Raw genomic sequence first — 16,020 nt, 5'->3', positions numbered from 1 at the left:
TTTTGGCCCTTTTCCGACAAAGGCGCGTCCTATCTATTCGGCGAAATCGCGGCAACGGGCCGTGATTTGCGCTAGAGTAGAACCATCGGACCACGACGTGTCGGGTGGAGAGGGCCTTTGACCATGCGTGGAAAAGTCGTTCTTTCGTTGCTTGCCGTCGCCTGTGCGGGCGCGGCCTGGCTCTATGTGTCTCCGGACGCGCTGAGCAAGGCTCAGCAGCTCATCGGCGCAAAGCAGGTCGCTGCCGCGGACAAATCGGCAACCGGCAAGCCGGCAGCGGGCGACAAGGCTGCAGGTGGCGGCGGTGCCGCCCGCTCGGCTTCCATCCTCTCGGCCGTCGCCTCGACAGCCGATTTCCCGATCCGGCGTTATGCGATCGGCTTCGTCTCGTCTCCCGCCGTCGTCAACATCAACGCGCGGGTGTCCAGCCAGATCGTCTCGATCGACGTCAAGGATGGGCAGATGGTCAGGGTCGGCGACGTTCTGTTCTCGCTCGATGACCGGGCGCTGAAGGCGCAGCTGGCAAAGGATCAAGCGGCGCTCGCCAAGGATCAGGCGCTGCTTGCCAGTTCGAATTCCGATCTCCAGCGCGCCAAGGATCTGGTTGCCAAGCAGGCCGGCACGCAGCAGACCTACGACCAGGCCGTCGCCGCGCAGAAGGCTGCCGCTGCGACCGTTGACGCCGACAAGGCGACAATCGACGCCGACAATGTCCAGCTTGGCTTCGCCACGATCACGGCGCCGATTTCCGGCAGGCTGGGTGCGGTCAGCGTCGCCGTCGGCGATCTCGTCACCGTCAGCAATGGCAACAGCAGCACGGCGACCCCGCTGGTGACCATCACCCAGATGGACCCGCTGCAGGTCAACTTCAATCTGCCGGAAACCAATCTCGCCCTGCTGCACAAGGCGCTTGCCAATCCGCAGCAGGGCGCGGTGACACTGACCAAAGATGGTGACGCGACGCCGATCGGCAAGGGCACGCTCGATTTCGTCGACTCCAGCGTCGACACTGCGTCGGGCACCATCGCGACGCGGGCAAGTATTCCCAATGCCGACCTTTCGCTATGGCCGGGCCAGTATGTGAATGTCGTGCTCGACGCCGGCATCATGCCGCAGATGACATCGGTTCCTACCGTCGCCGTGCAGCCAAGCCAGAAGGGCCCGTTCGTCTATGTGGTCAAGCCGGACAACACCGTCGAGATGCGGCCGGTGCAGGTGGCGCTGACCGAAGGCGACAACAGCGCCATCAGCCAGGGGCTGAAAAGCGGTGAGAAGGTTGTCACCGAGGGCCAGACACGGCTGAAGGACGGCGCCGCGGTGCATGAAGGCAAGACCACAGCGGGTGCCGCTGCGCCCAAGGTGGCCGAGGCGACCAGCGCCGGCGAGGCCGCCCAATGATTTCCGAATTCTGCATACGCCGGCCCGTCGCCACCCTTCTGATGTCGTTCGCCCTCGTGCTGGGCGGGCTGTTCGCCTACAAGTTCCTGCCGGTGGCCGCACTGCCCAGCGCCGAATTCCCGGTGGTCAACGTCTCGGCCTCGCTGCCCGGCGCCTCGCCGGAAACCATGGCGACATCGGTGGCGACGCCGCTGATCAAGCAGTTCGCCACCATCGCCGGCATCGATTCGATCTCGACCACCAACTCGCTTGGCCAGACCTCGATCGCCATCCAGTTCGTGCTCAACCGCGACATCGACGCGGCGGCGGCCGACGTGCAGGCGGCGATCGCGCGCACGCAGAAATCATTGCCGCCGCAGATGACGGCGCCGCCGAGCTATCGCAAGGTCAATCCGGCCGACGCGCCGATCCTTTTGATGTCGCTGGTCAGCGACACGGTTCCGCTGACCGACCTCGATGCGTTCGCGGAAAACGTCATCTCGCCGTCGCTGTCGACCATTGACGGCGTGGCGCAGGTCTCGATCTTCGGCCAGCAGAAATACGCGGTGCGCATCCAGATCGACCCGACCGCGCTTGCCGCACGCGGCATCTCGATCGATCAGCTGCAGGCGGCGGTTGCCTCGGCCAACAGCAACACGCCGCTCGGCGTGCTCCAGAACGACAAGCAGCAGCTCACCATCACCGCCAACACGCAGCTGACCGACGCCGCCGGTTTCTCCAACATCATCATCGCCACCAAGAACGGTCACCCGGTACGGCTGGGCGAGGTGACCCGCGTGGTCGATTCGGTGCAGACGACCACGACCGCAAGTTGGTACGACGGTACGCGCGCGATCATCATGGCCGTGCAGCGCCAGCCCGACGCCAACACTGTCGACGTCGTCGACAAGGTCAAGGCGATGCTGCCGTCCTTCAAGGACCAGATGCCGGCCGCCGCCGACATCAAGTTGCTTAACGACCGCTCCAGTTCGATCCGGCAGGCGGTCAGCGACGTGCAGTTCACGCTGCTGCTCACCATTGCCCTGGTCATCATGGTGATCTTCGTGTTCCTGCGCCGGGTGACGGCGACAATCATCCCGGCCGTGGCGGTGCCGATCTCGCTGATCGCCACGCTCGGCGCGATGTTCCTGTTCGGCTTTTCCATCGACAACATCTCGCTGATGGGCCTGACGCTGGCGGTCGGCCTCGTCGTCGACGACGCCATCGTGATGCTTGAAAACATCTTCCGCCACATGGAGGAGGACGGGCTGTCGGCCTTCGACGCCTCGCTGAAGGGCGCGCGCGAAATCGGCTTCACCATCATCTCGATCTCGATCTCGCTGGTGGCGGTTTTCATCCCCGTGCTGCTGATGGGCGGCGTTATCGGGCGCATCTTCAACGAGTTCGCCGTGGTGGTGACGGTCGCCATCCTGGCGTCGATGTTCGTGTCGCTGACGCTGACGCCGATGCTGTGCTCGCGGCTGCTGTCGGTGACCAAAGCCGACCGCGACAAGCATGGCCCCGGTCACAAGCAGGACCTCGTCACGCGCGGCTACGACAGGGTCTTGAGCTTCTGCCTGCGGCACACCTTCCTGGTGTTCCTCGTCTTCGTCGGCACCGCGGCAGCGTCGGTGTGGCTGATCCAGATCTCGCCGAAGGGCTTCTTCCCGCAAGAGGATATCGGCCAGATATCGGTGACCACCATCGCCCGCCAGGACATCTCGTTCGACGCCATGTCCAGGCTGCAAGGGCAGGTCGCCAGCGTCTTCTCGCATTCGCCCTATGTCGACCATGTGGCGTGGTCGGCGGGCAGCGGCAACAACGCGCTCAACCAGGGGCAGCTCTTCGTCCAGCTCAAGGGCAAGGACCAGCGCCCCGATATCGAGAAGGTGCTTGCGGATCTGCGCAAGCAACTGGCCGGCGTGGCGGGCATCGAGACCTACATGCAGCCGGTGCAGAATTTGAGGCTGGGCTCGCGGTCGTCGGCAAGCGCCTACCAGCTCGTGGTTCAGGGCCTTGATACCGGCCTCACCGATATTTGGGCGCAGAAACTGAACGACGCGATGGCGGCCGACCATGCGAACTTCACCGACGTCACCAGCGACCTGCAGAACAATGCGCTGCAGGCGACGCTGGTGGTGGATCGCGACAAGGCCGCCCAACTCGGTATCGATACCGACACGTTGCGCTCCGCCCTCTATGGCGGGTTCGGCACCGACCAGGTTTCGACCATCTTCGGTTCGGCCGACAGCTATGAAGTCATCACCGAGCTCGATCCCAAGATCGAGTGGTCGCCCGAGCGGATGCTGGCCATCCAGATGAGGACGGCGAGCGGCAGTCTTGTTCCGCTCGGCGCCTTCGCCCGCGTCGATCGCACGGCCGGCGCCCTGACCGTCAACCAGCTCGGCCAGCTTCCAGCCGTGACCATCTCCTACAATCTGCCGCAGGGCGTGGCGCTGGGCGACAGCGTGACGCGCATCAATGCGCTGAAAGAGCAGATCGGCATGCCGACGGTGATCTCGACGACCTTTGCCGGCACGGCCAAGACCTTCCAGGATTCGCTGGCCAACCAGGGTTTTCTGGTCGGCGGCGCAATCCTGACCATCTACATCGTGCTCGGCATCCTCTACGAAAGCTTCATCCACCCGCTGACCATCCTCACCGGCCTGCCGTCGGCCGTGCTGGGAGCGGTCGTTGCGCTGCGCTTCGCCGGCATGGATCTGTCGGTCATCGCGGTGATCGGCATCCTGATGCTGATCGGCATCGTCAAGAAGAACGGCATCATGATGGTCGATGTCGCGCTTGAGTTGCGACGAGAAGGCATGTCGGCGACCGAGTCGATCCACAAGGCCTGCCTGATGCGCTTCAGGCCGATCATGATGACGACGCTGGCGGCACTCATGGGCACGTTCCCGATTGCACTCGGCACCGGCGCCAGCGCCGAACTGCGCCAACCGCTGGGCGTTGCCGTTGTCGGCGGCCTGCTTGCCTCGCAGGCACTGACCCTGTTCGTGACGCCGGTCATCTATGTCTACATGGAGAATTTCTCGGGCTGGCTGGTCGGGCTTTGGTCGAAGCGCAAGGGCGAGCCGGGCTCGGTCGAAGCGGGGGATCAGCCCTCGCTGTTCAAGCCCAGGGAAGACATGCTGCCCGAGCCGCAGCGGGCGGCCGCCGAATAGGGGGTAGAGCTGGCGCCATGGTTCCGTTGGCCCAAGCCGTCGCGCTTGCGGCGGCATCACTGCAAACGTAGTTTGTAGCCATGTCACACGATCATGACCACGACAACGAACTCGATCCGTTTGCCGCCCGCGTGCGCGCGCTGGAGACGATCCTCGCCCAGAAGGGGCTGATCGATCCGGCGGCGATCGACGTCATCGTCGATACTTACGAGACGAAGATCGGTCCGCGCAACGGGGCCAGGGTGGTGGCGAAAGCCTGGAGCGATCCAGCCTATGCCGACTGGCTGAAGCGCGATGCGACGGCGGCGATCGGTTCGCTTGGCTACACAGGCCGCCAGGGCGAGCACATGCAGGCGGTGTTCAACACGCAGGACACCCATAATCTCGTCGTCTGCACGCTGTGCTCCTGCTATCCATGGTCGGTGCTTGGCCTGCCGCCGGTCTGGTACAAGGCGCCGCCCTATCGTTCGCGCGCGGTGATCGATCCGCGCGGCGTGCTGGAAGAGTTCGGGCTGACGCTGCCGGCGGACAAGAAAATCCGCGTCTGGGATTCCACTGCCGAGCTGCGCTATCTCGTCGTGCCGATGCGGCCCGAGGGTACCGAGGGCTGGAGCGAGGAGCGGCTGGCGGAGCTGGTCAGCCGTGACGCGATGATCGGCACCGGCCTGGCCCAAAGACCTGGAATAGAGGGGCAGCCGGCATGAACGGGCCGCAAGATCTCGGCGGACAGATGGGGTTCGGCCCGGTCGCGCCGGAAAAGGACGAACCTTACTTCCATGCCGCCTGGGAAAGGCGGGCGCTCGGCGTGACGCTGACTGCCGGCGCCATGGGCGCCTGGAACATCGACGAGAGCCGGCATGCACGGGAATCGCTGCATCCGGCTGTCTACTATTCATCGAGCTACTACGAGATATGGATCAAGGCGCTGGAGGTGCTGTTGAAGCGCCATGGCTTCGTCAGCCAGCGCGATCTCGAAGCGGGCAAGGCAGTCGATCCGGCAGCGACTCCCAAGAGGGTGCTGAAGGCGGAAAACGTGCCCGCGGTGTTGGCCAAGGGCAGCCCTTGCGACCGGCCGGTGGCGCAAGCGGCGCGGTTCAAGGCGGGCGACGCCGTGCGGACCAAGAACTTCAACCCGACCGGCCACACGCGGCTGCCGCGCTACGCACGCGGCAAGCACGGCGTGATCGAGGCGGTGCACGACGGTTTTGTTTTTCCCGACAGCAACGCGCATGGACACGGCGAAAATCCGCAATGGGTCTACACCGTGGTTTTCGAAGGATCGGAGATCTGGGGCGAGGGGGCCGACCCGACGCTTGTTGTGTCGATCGACGCCTGGGAGAGCTATCTTGAGCCGGCGTGATGGCCCCGCCGATTTGCCGCCGGGCGCCGATGCGCCTGTTTTCGCCGAGCCATGGCAAGCCGAAGCCTTCGCCATGACGGTTGCGCTGCACGACAAGGGCCTGTTTTCGTGGAGCGAGTGGGCGCAGGCACTGTCGGCAGAAGTGAAGAGACCGGGCGCCGCAGCGGACGGCCATGATTATTACGAACATTGGCTGGCTGCGTTGGAAAAGCTGCTTGCCTCAAAAGGTCTGGCCGCCAAGTCCGATGTCGATGCGATGGCAGAGGCATGGGAACGCGCCGCGCATGCCACCCCGCACGGCAAGCCGATCCTGCTGGAGAACGATCCTGGACCCTGACAGCAGGCTGCGAGCAGCCAGGCCAAAAAGATCAGTTTAGTCTTCCGTTATCTCAGTCCGGATTTCGCTCCTGCACTCAGTTGCAAATATTGGGGCCACCAGCGACCATATCCCCATGATGGAAAAGCCTGCCGCGCCCTGGCCTTTGCTGCAAATCGCGATCGAGCCGAAATCGAAGGCCGATCAGGAGCGGCTGCGTACCGCCTTGGCGAAGCTGGCGGACGAGGATGCTTTCTTCCGCGTCATGCAAGACGAGGAATCGGGCCAGACCATTATCGCCTTCATGGACGAACTCCACCTCGACATCATCATTGACCACCTGCGTCGCGAGTCCCAGGTCGATGTGAATATTGGTTCTCCACAAGTGGCCTATCGCGAGACGATCACCCGTACGCACAAGCAGGACTTCACGCACAAGAGGCAGTCCGGCGGCACCGGTCAGTTCGCCGGCGTCAAGATCATGTTCGAGCCGAACGCGGACAGCGCGGACTCCGTGTTCGAGTCCAGGATCGTCGGTGGTGCGCTTCATGGCGAATACATTGCGGGCGTCGAAAAGGGGCTGCGCAGCATATTGTCCTCAGGTCCATTTGCGGGCTTCCCGATGATCGGCGTCAAGGCGGTGCTGATGGATGGCGCTTTTCACGATACCGATTCCTCGGCTCTGGCTTTCGAGATCGCCGGCCGCGCCTGCTTTCGCGAAGCCGCGCCACGCCTCGGCGTGCAGTTGCTCGAGCCGATCATGAAGGTCGAAGTAATGACTTCAGCAACCCATGTCGGCAACGTCATCGCCGAACTGCAAAGCCGCCGTGGCCAGATCCTGAGTCGGGAAATCCGCGGCGTGGTCGTCGTCGTCAACGCGACAGTGCCGCTTAGAAATATGTCCAAGCTGGAGGATGCACTCCGGTCCTGTTCGAACGGGCAGGCACGGTTGAGCGTCAGCTATGCCGGATACGCTCCCGTTCCGCTACCACCCGACGACCGCGACCCGCGGGCCGCCATGGCCATTGCCTGAATTTCGCTTCCAGCCGACGTGGTCGGTTGTTCCCTTTACGTTCTTGTCTGTGCCTGATAGCCTGACCCGTCGGCGGCACTGAAGCGTCCCGGCGCATCGATGATGATGGCGGCTGTCTTGTCTTTCCCTTGCGAATCCGGTCTCTCGCGCTGATGGAATTCTCTCCCCAACAGGACGAGGCGCTGCAAGCGGTCGCCCGCTGGCTGAAAATCGGCCAGCCGCAGCTGTTCCGGCTGTTCGGCTATGCCGGCACCGGCAAGACGACGCTGGCGCGCTATTTCGCCGAGCATGTCGACGGCCAGGTGCAGTTCGCCGCCTTCACCGGCAAGGCGGCGCAGGTGCTGCGCTCCAAGGGCGCGGTCAATGCGCGTACCATCCATTCGCTGATCTACCGGCCGAAAGGCGAGGAATCGGTGTCGGACGAAATCACCGGCAAGACGTCGATGTCGCCGACTTTTTCGCTCAACCGGCAGAGCCCGATCTCGCGGGCCAAGCTGGTCGTCATCGACGAATGTTCGATGGTCGACGAGCAACTCGGCCGCGACCTGATGAGTTTCGGCACGCCGATCCTGGTGCTTGGCGACCCCGGCCAGTTGCCGCCGATCTCGGGCGGCGGCTTCTTCACCGACCACGAGCCGGATTTTCTGCTCACCGAAATCCACCGGCAGGCGCGCGACAACCCGATCCTGCGGCTGGCGCTCGATGTGCGCGAGGGCCGGGAATTCATGCGTGGCGACTATGGCACGGCGCAGGTGATCGGCAAGGAAGACGTCAACCAGGAGCTGGTGCTCAGGGCGGACCAGGTGCTGGTCGGCACCAATCGCACGCGGCGCCGCTACAATCAGCGGCTGCGCGAGCTCAAGGGCTTCAATGCCGATTATCCGCAAGCCGGCGACAAGCTGGTCTGCCTGCGCAACGATCCGGCAAAGGGCCTGCTCAACGGCTCGCTGTGGAAGGTGATGACATCGTCGCGCGAGACGGTGAAGCCCGGCATCAACCTTCTGGTGTCGCCGGAAGAGGACGATCCGGATCGCGGCGTCGCCAAGATCAAGCTGCTCAAGGCGGCGTTCGAGGATCCCGATGCCGATATCCCCTGGCAGCAGAAGAAGCGCTTCGACGATTTCGACTATGGCTACGCGCTGACCGTGCACAAGGCGCAGGGCTCGCAGTGGAACGAGATCGTGCTGTTCGATGAAAGCTGGGCCTTCAAGGAAACCCGCCAGCGCTGGCTCTACACCGCCATCACGCGGGCGGCCGAGCGGCTGACGATCGTCAGGTAGGGGCGCCGGATGCTGTTGCCCCGATAGGCTGTGCGGCAAGCCATTGCCAGGCGGCAGCCTCGTCCTCCGCCCTGAAATGCCTGATTTCGATGGGTGGTGAGGACGGCAGAAAGCGTTGTGCGTCCGCTCTCCAGTCCGGTTCGCCGATCGTCGCGCAACGGTCAACATGTTCCAATGCATGAATGGCGCCCTGCTTCAGGGTCTCGTCAGCGATGTCGGCCCAGTCGACGCCGTCGTGGTCGACGAGGCGCACCAGCACATCGACGCGCGGATGCAGGGCGTAAGCTGCCTCCAGCAATCCGAAAAGATTTTCACCGTCGGCCGCGGAAACGTGCCCGACGACATCGATGGCGAAAAGGTCGTCACGGCTGGTCTCGATACGGCGGATTGCCGGCACCTCATCAAGAAAATTCATCGGCGCTACCTTTCCCGGCTGGTTCATCAGGCTTGGAACACCCGAAACCCCCAGTCTGTTCCCACCAAAGGCATTACTGTTCCCGCCAAAGCCATTATAGGTGGCGCATCGAATGATTTTTGAGGCCAACCGCATGCCTGCAAAGCTCTCCGTCAATCTCAATGCCATCGCCATGCTGCGCAACCGGCGCGACCTGCCGTGGCCAAGCGTCACCGGCCTCGGCCGCATTGCGCTGGCGGCCGGAGCGCACGGGCTGACAGTGCATCCACGCCCCGACGAGCGGCACACAAGACTCTCCGATCTGCCCGAGATTCGCTCGCTGATCGACGACGAGTTTCCGCGCGCGGAATTCAACATCGAAGGCTATCCGACCGAGGATTTCCTGTTGCTTGTGGAAAAGCATCAGCCCGAACAGGTGACTTTGGTGCCGGACGATCCGGCTCAGGCGACATCGGACCATGGCTGGAACTTCGCTACCCAGGCCGCGTTCCTCACACCGATCGTCAAGCGTCTGAAAAAGGGGGGCTTTCGCGTGTCGCTGTTTTCCGATCCGGATCCCGATTGGGTGGCGGCCGCATGCGACACCGGCGCCGACCGCATCGAGCTCTATACGGGTCCATACGGCAGCTATCACACAGATTCCGCCAAAGCGGCCAAAGAGCTGGAAAGGCTGGGAAAAACAGCCGACGCCGCGCTTGCCGCCGGGCTTCAGGTCAATGCCGGGCACGATCTGGTGGTCAGCAATCTGCCGGCACTTGCCAGGCGCATTCCGGCATTGGCCGAAGTGTCGATCGGACATGGGTTGACAGCCGACGCGTTGGAGTATGGCATGGCCGGCACGGTGGGTCGGTTCCTCAAGGCCTGCGGGTGGTAGCAATGGCAGCCTCGCATGGCAGGCATGGCTGCCATTACGCGACGGCACTTGATATTGCATTGCAGCAAGCGTAGAGCACCGCGCGCTTATCGGAGTGTCGTCCATGGCCCTTACCAATAATGGTAGTGAGGCAGAACCCGTCGAACAATCGAGCCATTCGGAAGTCGAACAGCACAGCACCAAGGTTCTGATGCTGGGCGCGCTCGGTGTCGTCTATGGGGATATCGGCACCAGCCCGATCTACGCCTTTCGCGAGGCGCTGGTGGCATCTTCCGGCGGAGAAGTGGCCGACCGCGGTGACATCCTGGGCGTTTTGTCGCTGATCATCTGGTCGCTGACCATCATCGTCACCATCAAATACATCATGTTCGTGCTGCGGGCGAACAACCGCGGCGAGGGCGGCGTGCTGTCGCTGATGGCGCTGGCGCGCGGCAGTTTCCCCAAGCGCTCGGCGCTGATGCTCGGCATCGGCATCGTCGGGGCGTCGCTTTTCTTCGGCGACGCCGTCATCACGCCGGCGATTTCGGTGCTGTCGGCGGTCGAAGGCATGAACGTCGTCACGCCGACCTTCCAGCCTTATGTCGTGCCGCTGACACTGGTCATTCTCGCCATGGTGTTCGCGGTGCAACGTTTCGGCACGGGCGGCGTGGGATTGGTCTTCGGTCCCGTGACGGCGGTGTGGTTCCTGGCGATCGGCCTTTCCGGCCTCAACCACATCATCGCCGATCCGGAAATCCTGTGGGCGATCAGCCCGCACTACATCGTCGCCTTCCTGATCAATTCGCCCGATGTCGCTTTCGTCACCATCGGCGCCATCTTCCTCGCCGTGACCGGCGCGGAAGCGCTCTATGCCGATCTCGGCCATTTCGGCCGCAAGCCGATCGTGCTCGCCTGGCTGTGGGTCGTGTTTCCGTGCCTGCTGCTCAATTATGCCGGGCAGGGCGCTTTCGTGCTGGCCAAGAACGGCGTCGTCGGCCATCCGTTCTTCGAAATGAATGAAGGCTGGACGCTGATCCCGATGGTCGTGCTGGCGACCGCCGCCACGGTCATCGCCAGCCAGGCGGTGATCTCGGGCGCCTTCTCGTTGACCAGGCAGGCGGTGCAGCTCAACATGCTGCCGCGCCTGGAAATTCTGCATACGTCGGAGAAACAGTCCGGCCAGATCTACATGCCGCGCGTCAACCTGCTGCTGGCGCTGGTGGTGATGATGCTGGTGGTGGGCTTCGGCGAGTCCAGCAGGCTGGCATCCGCCTACGGCATCTCGGTGACCGGCAACATGCTGGTGACCACGGTGCTGTTGTTTGTGGTCATGACGCGGATCTGGAAATGGAAGCTGTGGCTGGCGGTCTCGCTGACGGCGCTGTTCGGCTTCATCGACGTCGGTTTCTTTGCCTCCAACATCGTCAAGGTGTTTGAGGGCGGCTGGGCATCGCTGGCCGTTGCCTTCACCATCGTGCTGGCCATGTGGACCTGGGTGCGCGGCAGCCGCTATCTGTTCGACAAGACCCGCCGCAACGAGATCCCGCTCGATTTCCTGGCCGGCAATCTGTTGAAGAAGAAGCCGCAGCTGGTGTCAGGCACCGCCGTGTTCCTGACCAGCGATCCGCTCAGCGCGCCAACCGCACTGATGCACAGCCTGAAGCACTACAAGGTGCTGCATGAGCAGAACGTCATCCTTTCAGTGGTGACCGCGCCGCAGCCGGTGGTGCCCGACAGCGACCGGGTCAAAATGGAGACGGTCAACGAGCTGTTCATGCGGGTAACGCTGACCTTCGGCTACATGGAGCAGCCCAACATCCCGCGCGCGCTGGCGATCTGCCGCAAGCAGGGCTGGAAATTCGACATCATGACGACTTCGTTCTTCCTGTCGCGGCGTTCGCTCAAGGCCTCGCCCAATTCCGGCATGCCGGTGTGGCAGGACCGGCTGTTCATCGGCCTGGCGCGCACTGCGGCCGACGCGACGGAGTATTTCCAGATCCCGACCGGGCGCGTGGTGGAGATCGGCACTCAGGTGGCCATCTAGGACATGCCGATATTCAGGTGAGGCCGGCCTGCGAACGGCAGGTTGCGGCACAGTCCATGTCACTCCGCTTCAACCGGCCAGCGCGGCCTTGTTCGCCTCGAGGAACTGCTTCAGCGTTTTTGGCTTGCGGCCGGAAAGCGTCTCGACCGAGTCCGTCACCATGGCGATGCGGCCGGAGCGCGTGTTGACGTCGAAGGACACGATGACTTCAGCAAAATCCTCGGGAACGCCTGATGCCTTTACCCCTTCGGTGAGCGCTTCATCCGGAACCTGCACGACATCGAGCGACTTGCCGGTGACCTCGCTTACCAGGGCGGCAATCTCTGCCGTGGTGTAGGCGTGCGGACCGGTCAAGGTGTAGGTCTTGCTTTCGTTTGAAGCGCCAGCGAGGCTGGCGGCGATCGCCGCTGCCATGTCGTCGCGCGCACCGTGGGCAATGCGCCCGTCGCCGGCCGACGTGTACCATTTTCCCGAGGCGATCGCGTGCGGCAGGGCCATGAACAGGTTCTCCTGGTACCAGCCGTTGCGGAAGATCGTGTAGGGGATGCCGCTCGCCTTGATCGCCTGCTCGGTGCTGTAGTGGTCATCGGCAAACAGGACCGGCGATACCGGCTCCGGATTGGGCATCGAGGTGTAGAGCAGATGCGAAATGCCGGCATTTTTGGCCGCGGCGACGGCATTTTCGTGCTGCTTCAGGCGCCTGCCGCTTTTGAGATCGAGATCGCCGGTCGAAATGATCAGCACCTTGTCGGCGCCTTTGAATGCGGTTTCCAGCGACGCCGCGTCGTTGAAGTCGGCGGCCCTGACAACGACGCCGCGCAACGCCAGATCGGCCACGCTTTCCGGATTGCGTGTGGCGGCGATGATGTTTGCCGGTGGAACTTTGTGCTTGTCCAGGAGATATTGGATGACGCCGCGGCCGAGCTGGCCGGAAGCGCCGGTGACGAGAAGGGTTTCGCTCATGGAAGGTCCTGACATTGCGCCGCTAAGGCGGTTCGAGTGGCAGTCTCAAAAAGAGACCAGCACTAAAATAGGAATTGACCTGGTGCCGTAAAGAAGGCAGTTTTTCGGGAGGTAGGCACACGCAGGGAACCAGCCATGGACGGCAAGGTCATCAATCTGAAGTCGAAGTTGGAGGTCTACAAGGCCATCTCAGGCGGCGGTAATATTGCCAATTGTCCGGTTCGCGAGGTCATCCAGGGGGTGAGCGGCAAATGGAGGTCGCTGCTGATGATGGCGCTGGCTGAAAAACCCTATCGCTTCGGCGAGTTGCGGCGCCTTGTGCCCGACATTTCGCAGCGCATGCTGACCCAGACGCTGTACGATCTTCAGCGCGATGGCTATGTGCATCGTGAGGTGTTCCCGACCAAACCACCAAGCGTTGAATACAGCCTGACCGATCTCGGGCGCTCTATGTTCGGCGCCTTTCATCAATTGATTCTGTGGGCCGAACTCAACCATGATGCGGTGCGCGCAGCGCGCGCCGATTTTGATGCGTCCCAGGCTTGAACGGCCGCCAAGGCCCTGGCTTGAACGACCGCTAAAGCCCCAGGGTGCGGCTTGATTTCGCCGGGCTGCTGAAGGATTGTCCCGGCCAGTTCGGCTTTGGGGGCATTGGCATTTCCTACGACATCGCAATAGCAGGCGCCGGGCCGGCGGGACTGGCCATGGCGCTCTATCTCAAGCGCGCCGGGCATCGGGTCACGGTCTTTGAACGCTTCGATGAGCCGAAGCCGGTCGGCTCCGGGCTGATCCTGCAGCCGACAGGGCTGACGGTGCTGGCCGATCTTGGCCTGCTCGACGACATGCTGGCGCTGGGCAGCCGCATCGACCGCCTGCATGGCGCCGATGCCACCACAGGCCGTACCGTGCTCGATGTCCGCTACGATGCGCAGCGCGGTGGCCGCTTCGGGCTGGCGGTGCACCGGGCGGCCTTGTTCGGCGTGCTCTTCCGCGCCGCCCAACGCAAAGCGATCGCCATCGAAACCGGCGTCGAGATCGAGGCCTTGGAGACGGGCGAACGGACGACGCTGATCTGCGGCAACGGACGAAGGACGGGGCCGTTCGACCTCGTCATCGACGCCAGCGGTTCGCGCTCGAAACTGCGCGGCGCAAGCGCTGCAGGCGAGCCACGACCGCTCACCTATGGCGCGTTCTGGGCCTCGCTTGGCTGGCGCGGCGACGGTTTCGATGAGCGCGCGCTGCTGCAACGCTACGACAGAGCGAGCGTGATGATCGGCGTGCTGCCGATCGGCCGGCCGCAGCCGGGCGCTGAAAAGATGGCGGCCTTCTTCTGGAGCCTGAAGCCGTCGGACGCCGATGAGGTGCGCGTCCGGGGCCTGGATGCCTGGAAGGACAGGGTGATCCGGCTGTGGCCGCAGAGCGAGGCGTATGTCAGCCAGATCGACAGTTTCGACCAGCTCTCGCTGGCGCGCTATGGCCACCACACGATGAAGCGGCCGGTTGGGCGGCGGGTGGCCATCATCGGCGACGCGGCGCACTCGACCAGCCCGCAGCTCGGGCAAGGGGCCAATATGGCGCTGCTCGACGCCGCGGCGCTCAGCCATGCGCTGGCGCGGACGGACAGTGTCGAAGCGGCACTTGAAGCCTATGCGAGGGCGCGGCGCTGGCATGTCCGCATCTTCCAGGCGCTGTCGCTGGCGTTCACGCCGTTCTACCAGTCGGATTCGGTGGCGCTGCCCTTCATCCGCGACAGGCTGGTGGCGACGGTGGCAAAAATCCCGCCGGCGCCGCAGTTTCTCGCCTCGATGGTGGCCGGCACCGTAATCGATCCGTTCAAGCGGATAGGACTGGTCGAAGCGCGGTGGCCGGATCGTTTTGGCCAATGAGGCTCGAAAGGTACGATCCCTTTGCCCGCAGGAAGGTATGCAGGCGCTGTGGGTAATCCGGCGCCACGGCTTGCCTGATCGACGGGCGTTCACTCAAAGCCTGGCGCCAGGCGCGGACGAGGGGCTTACGGTCAAGAATGCCGAAATCACCGATCCGGTCGAAGACATCGAGATAGCGGAAGACCGGACCGTAAACGGCGTCGACCAGCGAGAAGTGCTTGCTGGCGAACCAGGGGCCGCCAGGCTCGTCCGCCAGCTCGGCTTCGAGACGGTCGAACATGGCGGACAGCGCGCTGGATTCGTCAAGGAAGCCGGCCTCGGTCGATGTTGAATAGAACCGGCCGATGGCATTGAGGGTTGCCGAACCGAACTCGATCCAGGCGCGATGCCGGGCGCGGGCATAGGGATCGGCAGGGTGGAGGGGGTTGGCTTGCGTCTCTTCGAGGAATTCGAGGATGACGGCCGATTCGAAGATCACCGTTTCCTCGCCATTTCGCTGCACGCGCAGCAGCGGCACCTTGCCGAGCGGCGAGATCGCCTTGAACCAGTCCGGCTTGTTGGCGAGGTCGATATCGACGCGCTCGAACGGCACGCCCTTTTCGGTGAGCGAAATCGCGGCGCGTTGCACATAGGGGCAGAGGTGATGGCTGACGAGAATGAGCTTGTCGGCGCGTTTGCAGATTTCGTGTTTCATCGGATTGGCTTTCCCTGATTAATGCAATTGCATCTATGTAGATGCATATGCATTGATCGTCAAGCTTGATGCAATTGCATCTATCGTCTAAGGTGCGCCATGACCGAGAAAGCCACGCCTTCGCCCGAAGCCATCAAGGCTTGGGCTCGCCTGATGCGCGTATCGCGCCAGTTGATGGAGAGCGCCGAAGAGGCATTGAAGGCCGTCGGTCTGCCGCCGCTTGCCTGGTACGACGTGTTGCATGAGCTTGCCGAGGCGGGCGAGGGCGGGTTGCGGCCGTTCCAGCTCATCGAGCGCACGCTGTTCGCGCAATACAACATTTCGCGCCTGCTGGCCCGGCTCGAGGCCGATGGGCTCGTCGAGAAACTGCCGGTGGCCGATGACGGCCGTGGCCAGACCATCCGCATCGCGGCCAAGGGGCGAGAGACACGCCGCCAGATGTGGGCTGTGTACGGACGCTCGATCGCCGAACTGATTGGCGCCAAACTGTCGGCAGATGAGCTGACCATGGTCTCGGCACTGCTTGGACGGTTGCGCCATCCGCCAGCCAGCGATTAAGCGAGCCTGTCGCGCCAGCGCCTGTCCATTTTGCAGATATTTTGCTCTCGTCCTCTTGCGCA

Annotated in this window: 14 protein-coding genes and 1 pseudogene; 12 read left to right on the top strand and 3 right to left on the bottom strand. The window is 63.3% G+C overall.

All coding sequences use genetic code 11. The features are described 5' to 3' along the window. Window positions 1–123 precede the first annotated feature (123 nt). The 7 genes and pseudogenes from A4R29_RS17250 to A4R29_RS17220 all read left to right on the top strand — a co-directional run bounded on the left by A4R29_RS17250 (window position 124) and on the right by A4R29_RS17220 (window position 8,545). A complete protein-coding gene (locus A4R29_RS17250; RefSeq protein ID WP_063172439.1) occupies window positions 124–1,398 on the top strand; it encodes an efflux RND transporter periplasmic adaptor subunit in 1,275 nt (424 codons plus the stop codon). After that, window positions 1,395–4,556, top strand: coding sequence for an efflux RND transporter permease subunit (locus A4R29_RS17245; protein ID WP_027160580.1), 3,162 nt, complete (start codon window positions 1,395–1,397; stop codon window positions 4,554–4,556). Before A4R29_RS17250 ends, A4R29_RS17245 begins: the two co-directional genes overlap by 4 nt. 80 nt (window positions 4,557–4,636) lie before the next feature. After that, a complete protein-coding gene (gene nthA / locus A4R29_RS17240; RefSeq protein ID WP_063172438.1) occupies window positions 4,637–5,260 on the top strand; it encodes a nitrile hydratase subunit alpha in 624 nt (207 codons plus the stop codon). Beyond that, window positions 5,257–5,916 (top strand): nitrile hydratase subunit beta, encoded by a 660-nt coding sequence (gene nthB / locus A4R29_RS17235; RefSeq protein WP_027160578.1) that lies wholly within the window; start codon window positions 5,257–5,259, stop codon window positions 5,914–5,916. Before nthA ends, nthB begins: the two co-directional genes overlap by 4 nt. Then, window positions 5,903–6,253: a nitrile hydratase accessory protein gene (locus A4R29_RS17230; protein WP_027160577.1), complete on the top strand. Its 351-nt coding sequence runs from the start codon at window positions 5,903–5,905 to the stop codon at window positions 6,251–6,253. The genes nthB and A4R29_RS17230 overlap by 14 nt, the downstream gene beginning before the upstream one ends. A 115-nt stretch (window positions 6,254–6,368) precedes the next feature. Then, window positions 6,369–7,265: pseudogene (locus A4R29_RS17225) on the top strand (translation factor GTPase family protein); the annotation flags it as partial. A 152-nt stretch (window positions 7,266–7,417) separates the two neighbouring features. Further along, complete coding sequence (locus tag A4R29_RS17220) at window positions 7,418–8,545, top strand: ATP-dependent DNA helicase (RefSeq protein WP_024501392.1); 1,128 nt, start codon at window positions 7,418–7,420, stop codon at window positions 8,543–8,545. On the opposite strand, the gene A4R29_RS17215 is transcribed toward A4R29_RS17220, so the two are convergent. Further along, window positions 8,538–9,095 carry a SpoIIAA family protein gene (locus A4R29_RS17215; RefSeq protein ID WP_338039674.1) on the bottom strand — a complete coding sequence of 186 codons (558 nt, stop codon included), beginning with the start codon at window positions 9,093–9,095 and terminating at the stop codon, window positions 8,538–8,540. The genes A4R29_RS17220 and A4R29_RS17215 overlap by 8 nt on opposite strands. Between A4R29_RS17215 and A4R29_RS17210 the strand changes: the two genes are divergently transcribed. Beyond that, window positions 9,094–9,834, top strand: coding sequence for a pyridoxine 5'-phosphate synthase (locus tag A4R29_RS17210; RefSeq protein ID WP_027160575.1), 741 nt, complete (start codon window positions 9,094–9,096; stop codon window positions 9,832–9,834). The two genes, A4R29_RS17215 and A4R29_RS17210, sit on opposite strands and share 2 nt — an antisense overlap. A gap of 103 nt (window positions 9,835–9,937) precedes the next feature. Continuing rightward, window positions 9,938–11,857: a potassium transporter Kup gene (locus A4R29_RS17205; RefSeq protein WP_013531058.1), complete on the top strand. Its 1,920-nt coding sequence runs from the start codon at window positions 9,938–9,940 to the stop codon at window positions 11,855–11,857. A gap of 69 nt (window positions 11,858–11,926) precedes the next feature. Here A4R29_RS17205 and A4R29_RS17200 read toward each other — a convergent pair whose 3' ends face one another. Then, complete coding sequence (locus tag A4R29_RS17200; RefSeq protein WP_063172436.1) at window positions 11,927–12,820, bottom strand: SDR family oxidoreductase; 894 nt, start codon at window positions 12,818–12,820, stop codon at window positions 11,927–11,929. A gap of 135 nt (window positions 12,821–12,955) precedes the next feature. Between A4R29_RS17200 and A4R29_RS17195 the strand changes: the two genes are divergently transcribed. Together A4R29_RS17195 and A4R29_RS17190 are read left to right on the top strand one after the other, a co-directional pair. Beyond that, on the top strand, window positions 12,956–13,366 hold the full coding sequence (locus A4R29_RS17195) for a winged helix-turn-helix transcriptional regulator (RefSeq protein WP_013531060.1): 411 nt from the start codon (window positions 12,956–12,958) through the stop codon (window positions 13,364–13,366). Window positions 13,367–13,410: 44 nt separating this feature from the next. After that, entirely contained in the window at window positions 13,411–14,706 is a 1,296-nt protein-coding gene (locus A4R29_RS17190) for an FAD-dependent oxidoreductase (protein ID WP_082827431.1), read from the top strand. On the opposite strand, the gene A4R29_RS17185 is transcribed toward A4R29_RS17190, so the two are convergent. Further along, complete coding sequence (locus tag A4R29_RS17185) at window positions 14,654–15,400, bottom strand: glutathione S-transferase family protein (protein ID WP_027160572.1); 747 nt, start codon at window positions 15,398–15,400, stop codon at window positions 14,654–14,656. The genes A4R29_RS17190 and A4R29_RS17185 overlap by 53 nt on opposite strands. 99 nt (window positions 15,401–15,499) lie before the next feature. Here A4R29_RS17185 and A4R29_RS17180 point away from each other — a divergent pair, with 99 nt between their 5' ends. Then, window positions 15,500–15,958, top strand: a complete 459-nt coding sequence (locus tag A4R29_RS17180; RefSeq protein WP_063172435.1) for a MarR family winged helix-turn-helix transcriptional regulator — start codon at window positions 15,500–15,502, stop codon at window positions 15,956–15,958. The last annotated feature ends 62 nt before the right edge of the window (window positions 15,959–16,020 follow it).

The organism is Mesorhizobium ciceri biovar biserrulae (assembly GCF_001618845.1).
In the GTDB taxonomy this organism is placed as follows: Bacteria; Pseudomonadota; Alphaproteobacteria; order Rhizobiales; family Rhizobiaceae; genus Mesorhizobium; species Mesorhizobium ciceri.
This window is presented reverse-complemented; position numbering and strand designations above follow the sequence as displayed.

Excerpts from the sequence above, each read along its gene's own strand:
- A4R29_RS17245 (WP_027160580.1), top strand. The coding sequence starts at position 1,395 with ATGATTTCCGAATTCTGCATACGCCGGCCCGTCGCCACCCTTCTGATG.
- A4R29_RS17195 (WP_013531060.1), top strand. The coding sequence starts at position 12,956 with ATGGACGGCAAGGTCATCAATCTGAAGTCGAAGTTGGAGGTCTACAAG.
- A4R29_RS17210 (WP_027160575.1), top strand. The coding sequence starts at position 9,094 with ATGCCTGCAAAGCTCTCCGTCAATCTCAATGCCATCGCCATGCTGCGC.
- A4R29_RS17185 (WP_027160572.1), bottom strand. The coding sequence starts at position 15,400 with ATGAAACACGAAATCTGCAAACGCGCCGACAAGCTCATTCTCGTCAGC.
- A4R29_RS17215 (WP_338039674.1), bottom strand. The coding sequence starts at position 9,095 with ATGCGGTTGGCCTCAAAAATCATTCGATGCGCCACCTATAATGGCTTT.
- A4R29_RS17250 (WP_063172439.1), top strand. The coding sequence starts at position 124 with ATGCGTGGAAAAGTCGTTCTTTCGTTGCTTGCCGTCGCCTGTGCGGGC.
- A4R29_RS17220 (WP_024501392.1), top strand. The coding sequence starts at position 7,418 with ATGGAATTCTCTCCCCAACAGGACGAGGCGCTGCAAGCGGTCGCCCGC.
- A4R29_RS17205 (WP_013531058.1), top strand. The coding sequence starts at position 9,938 with ATGGCCCTTACCAATAATGGTAGTGAGGCAGAACCCGTCGAACAATCG.
- nthA (WP_063172438.1), top strand. The coding sequence starts at position 4,637 with ATGTCACACGATCATGACCACGACAACGAACTCGATCCGTTTGCCGCC.
- A4R29_RS17180 (WP_063172435.1), top strand. The coding sequence starts at position 15,500 with ATGACCGAGAAAGCCACGCCTTCGCCCGAAGCCATCAAGGCTTGGGCT.
- nthB (WP_027160578.1), top strand. The coding sequence starts at position 5,257 with ATGAACGGGCCGCAAGATCTCGGCGGACAGATGGGGTTCGGCCCGGTC.
- A4R29_RS17200 (WP_063172436.1), bottom strand. The coding sequence starts at position 12,820 with ATGAGCGAAACCCTTCTCGTCACCGGCGCTTCCGGCCAGCTCGGCCGC.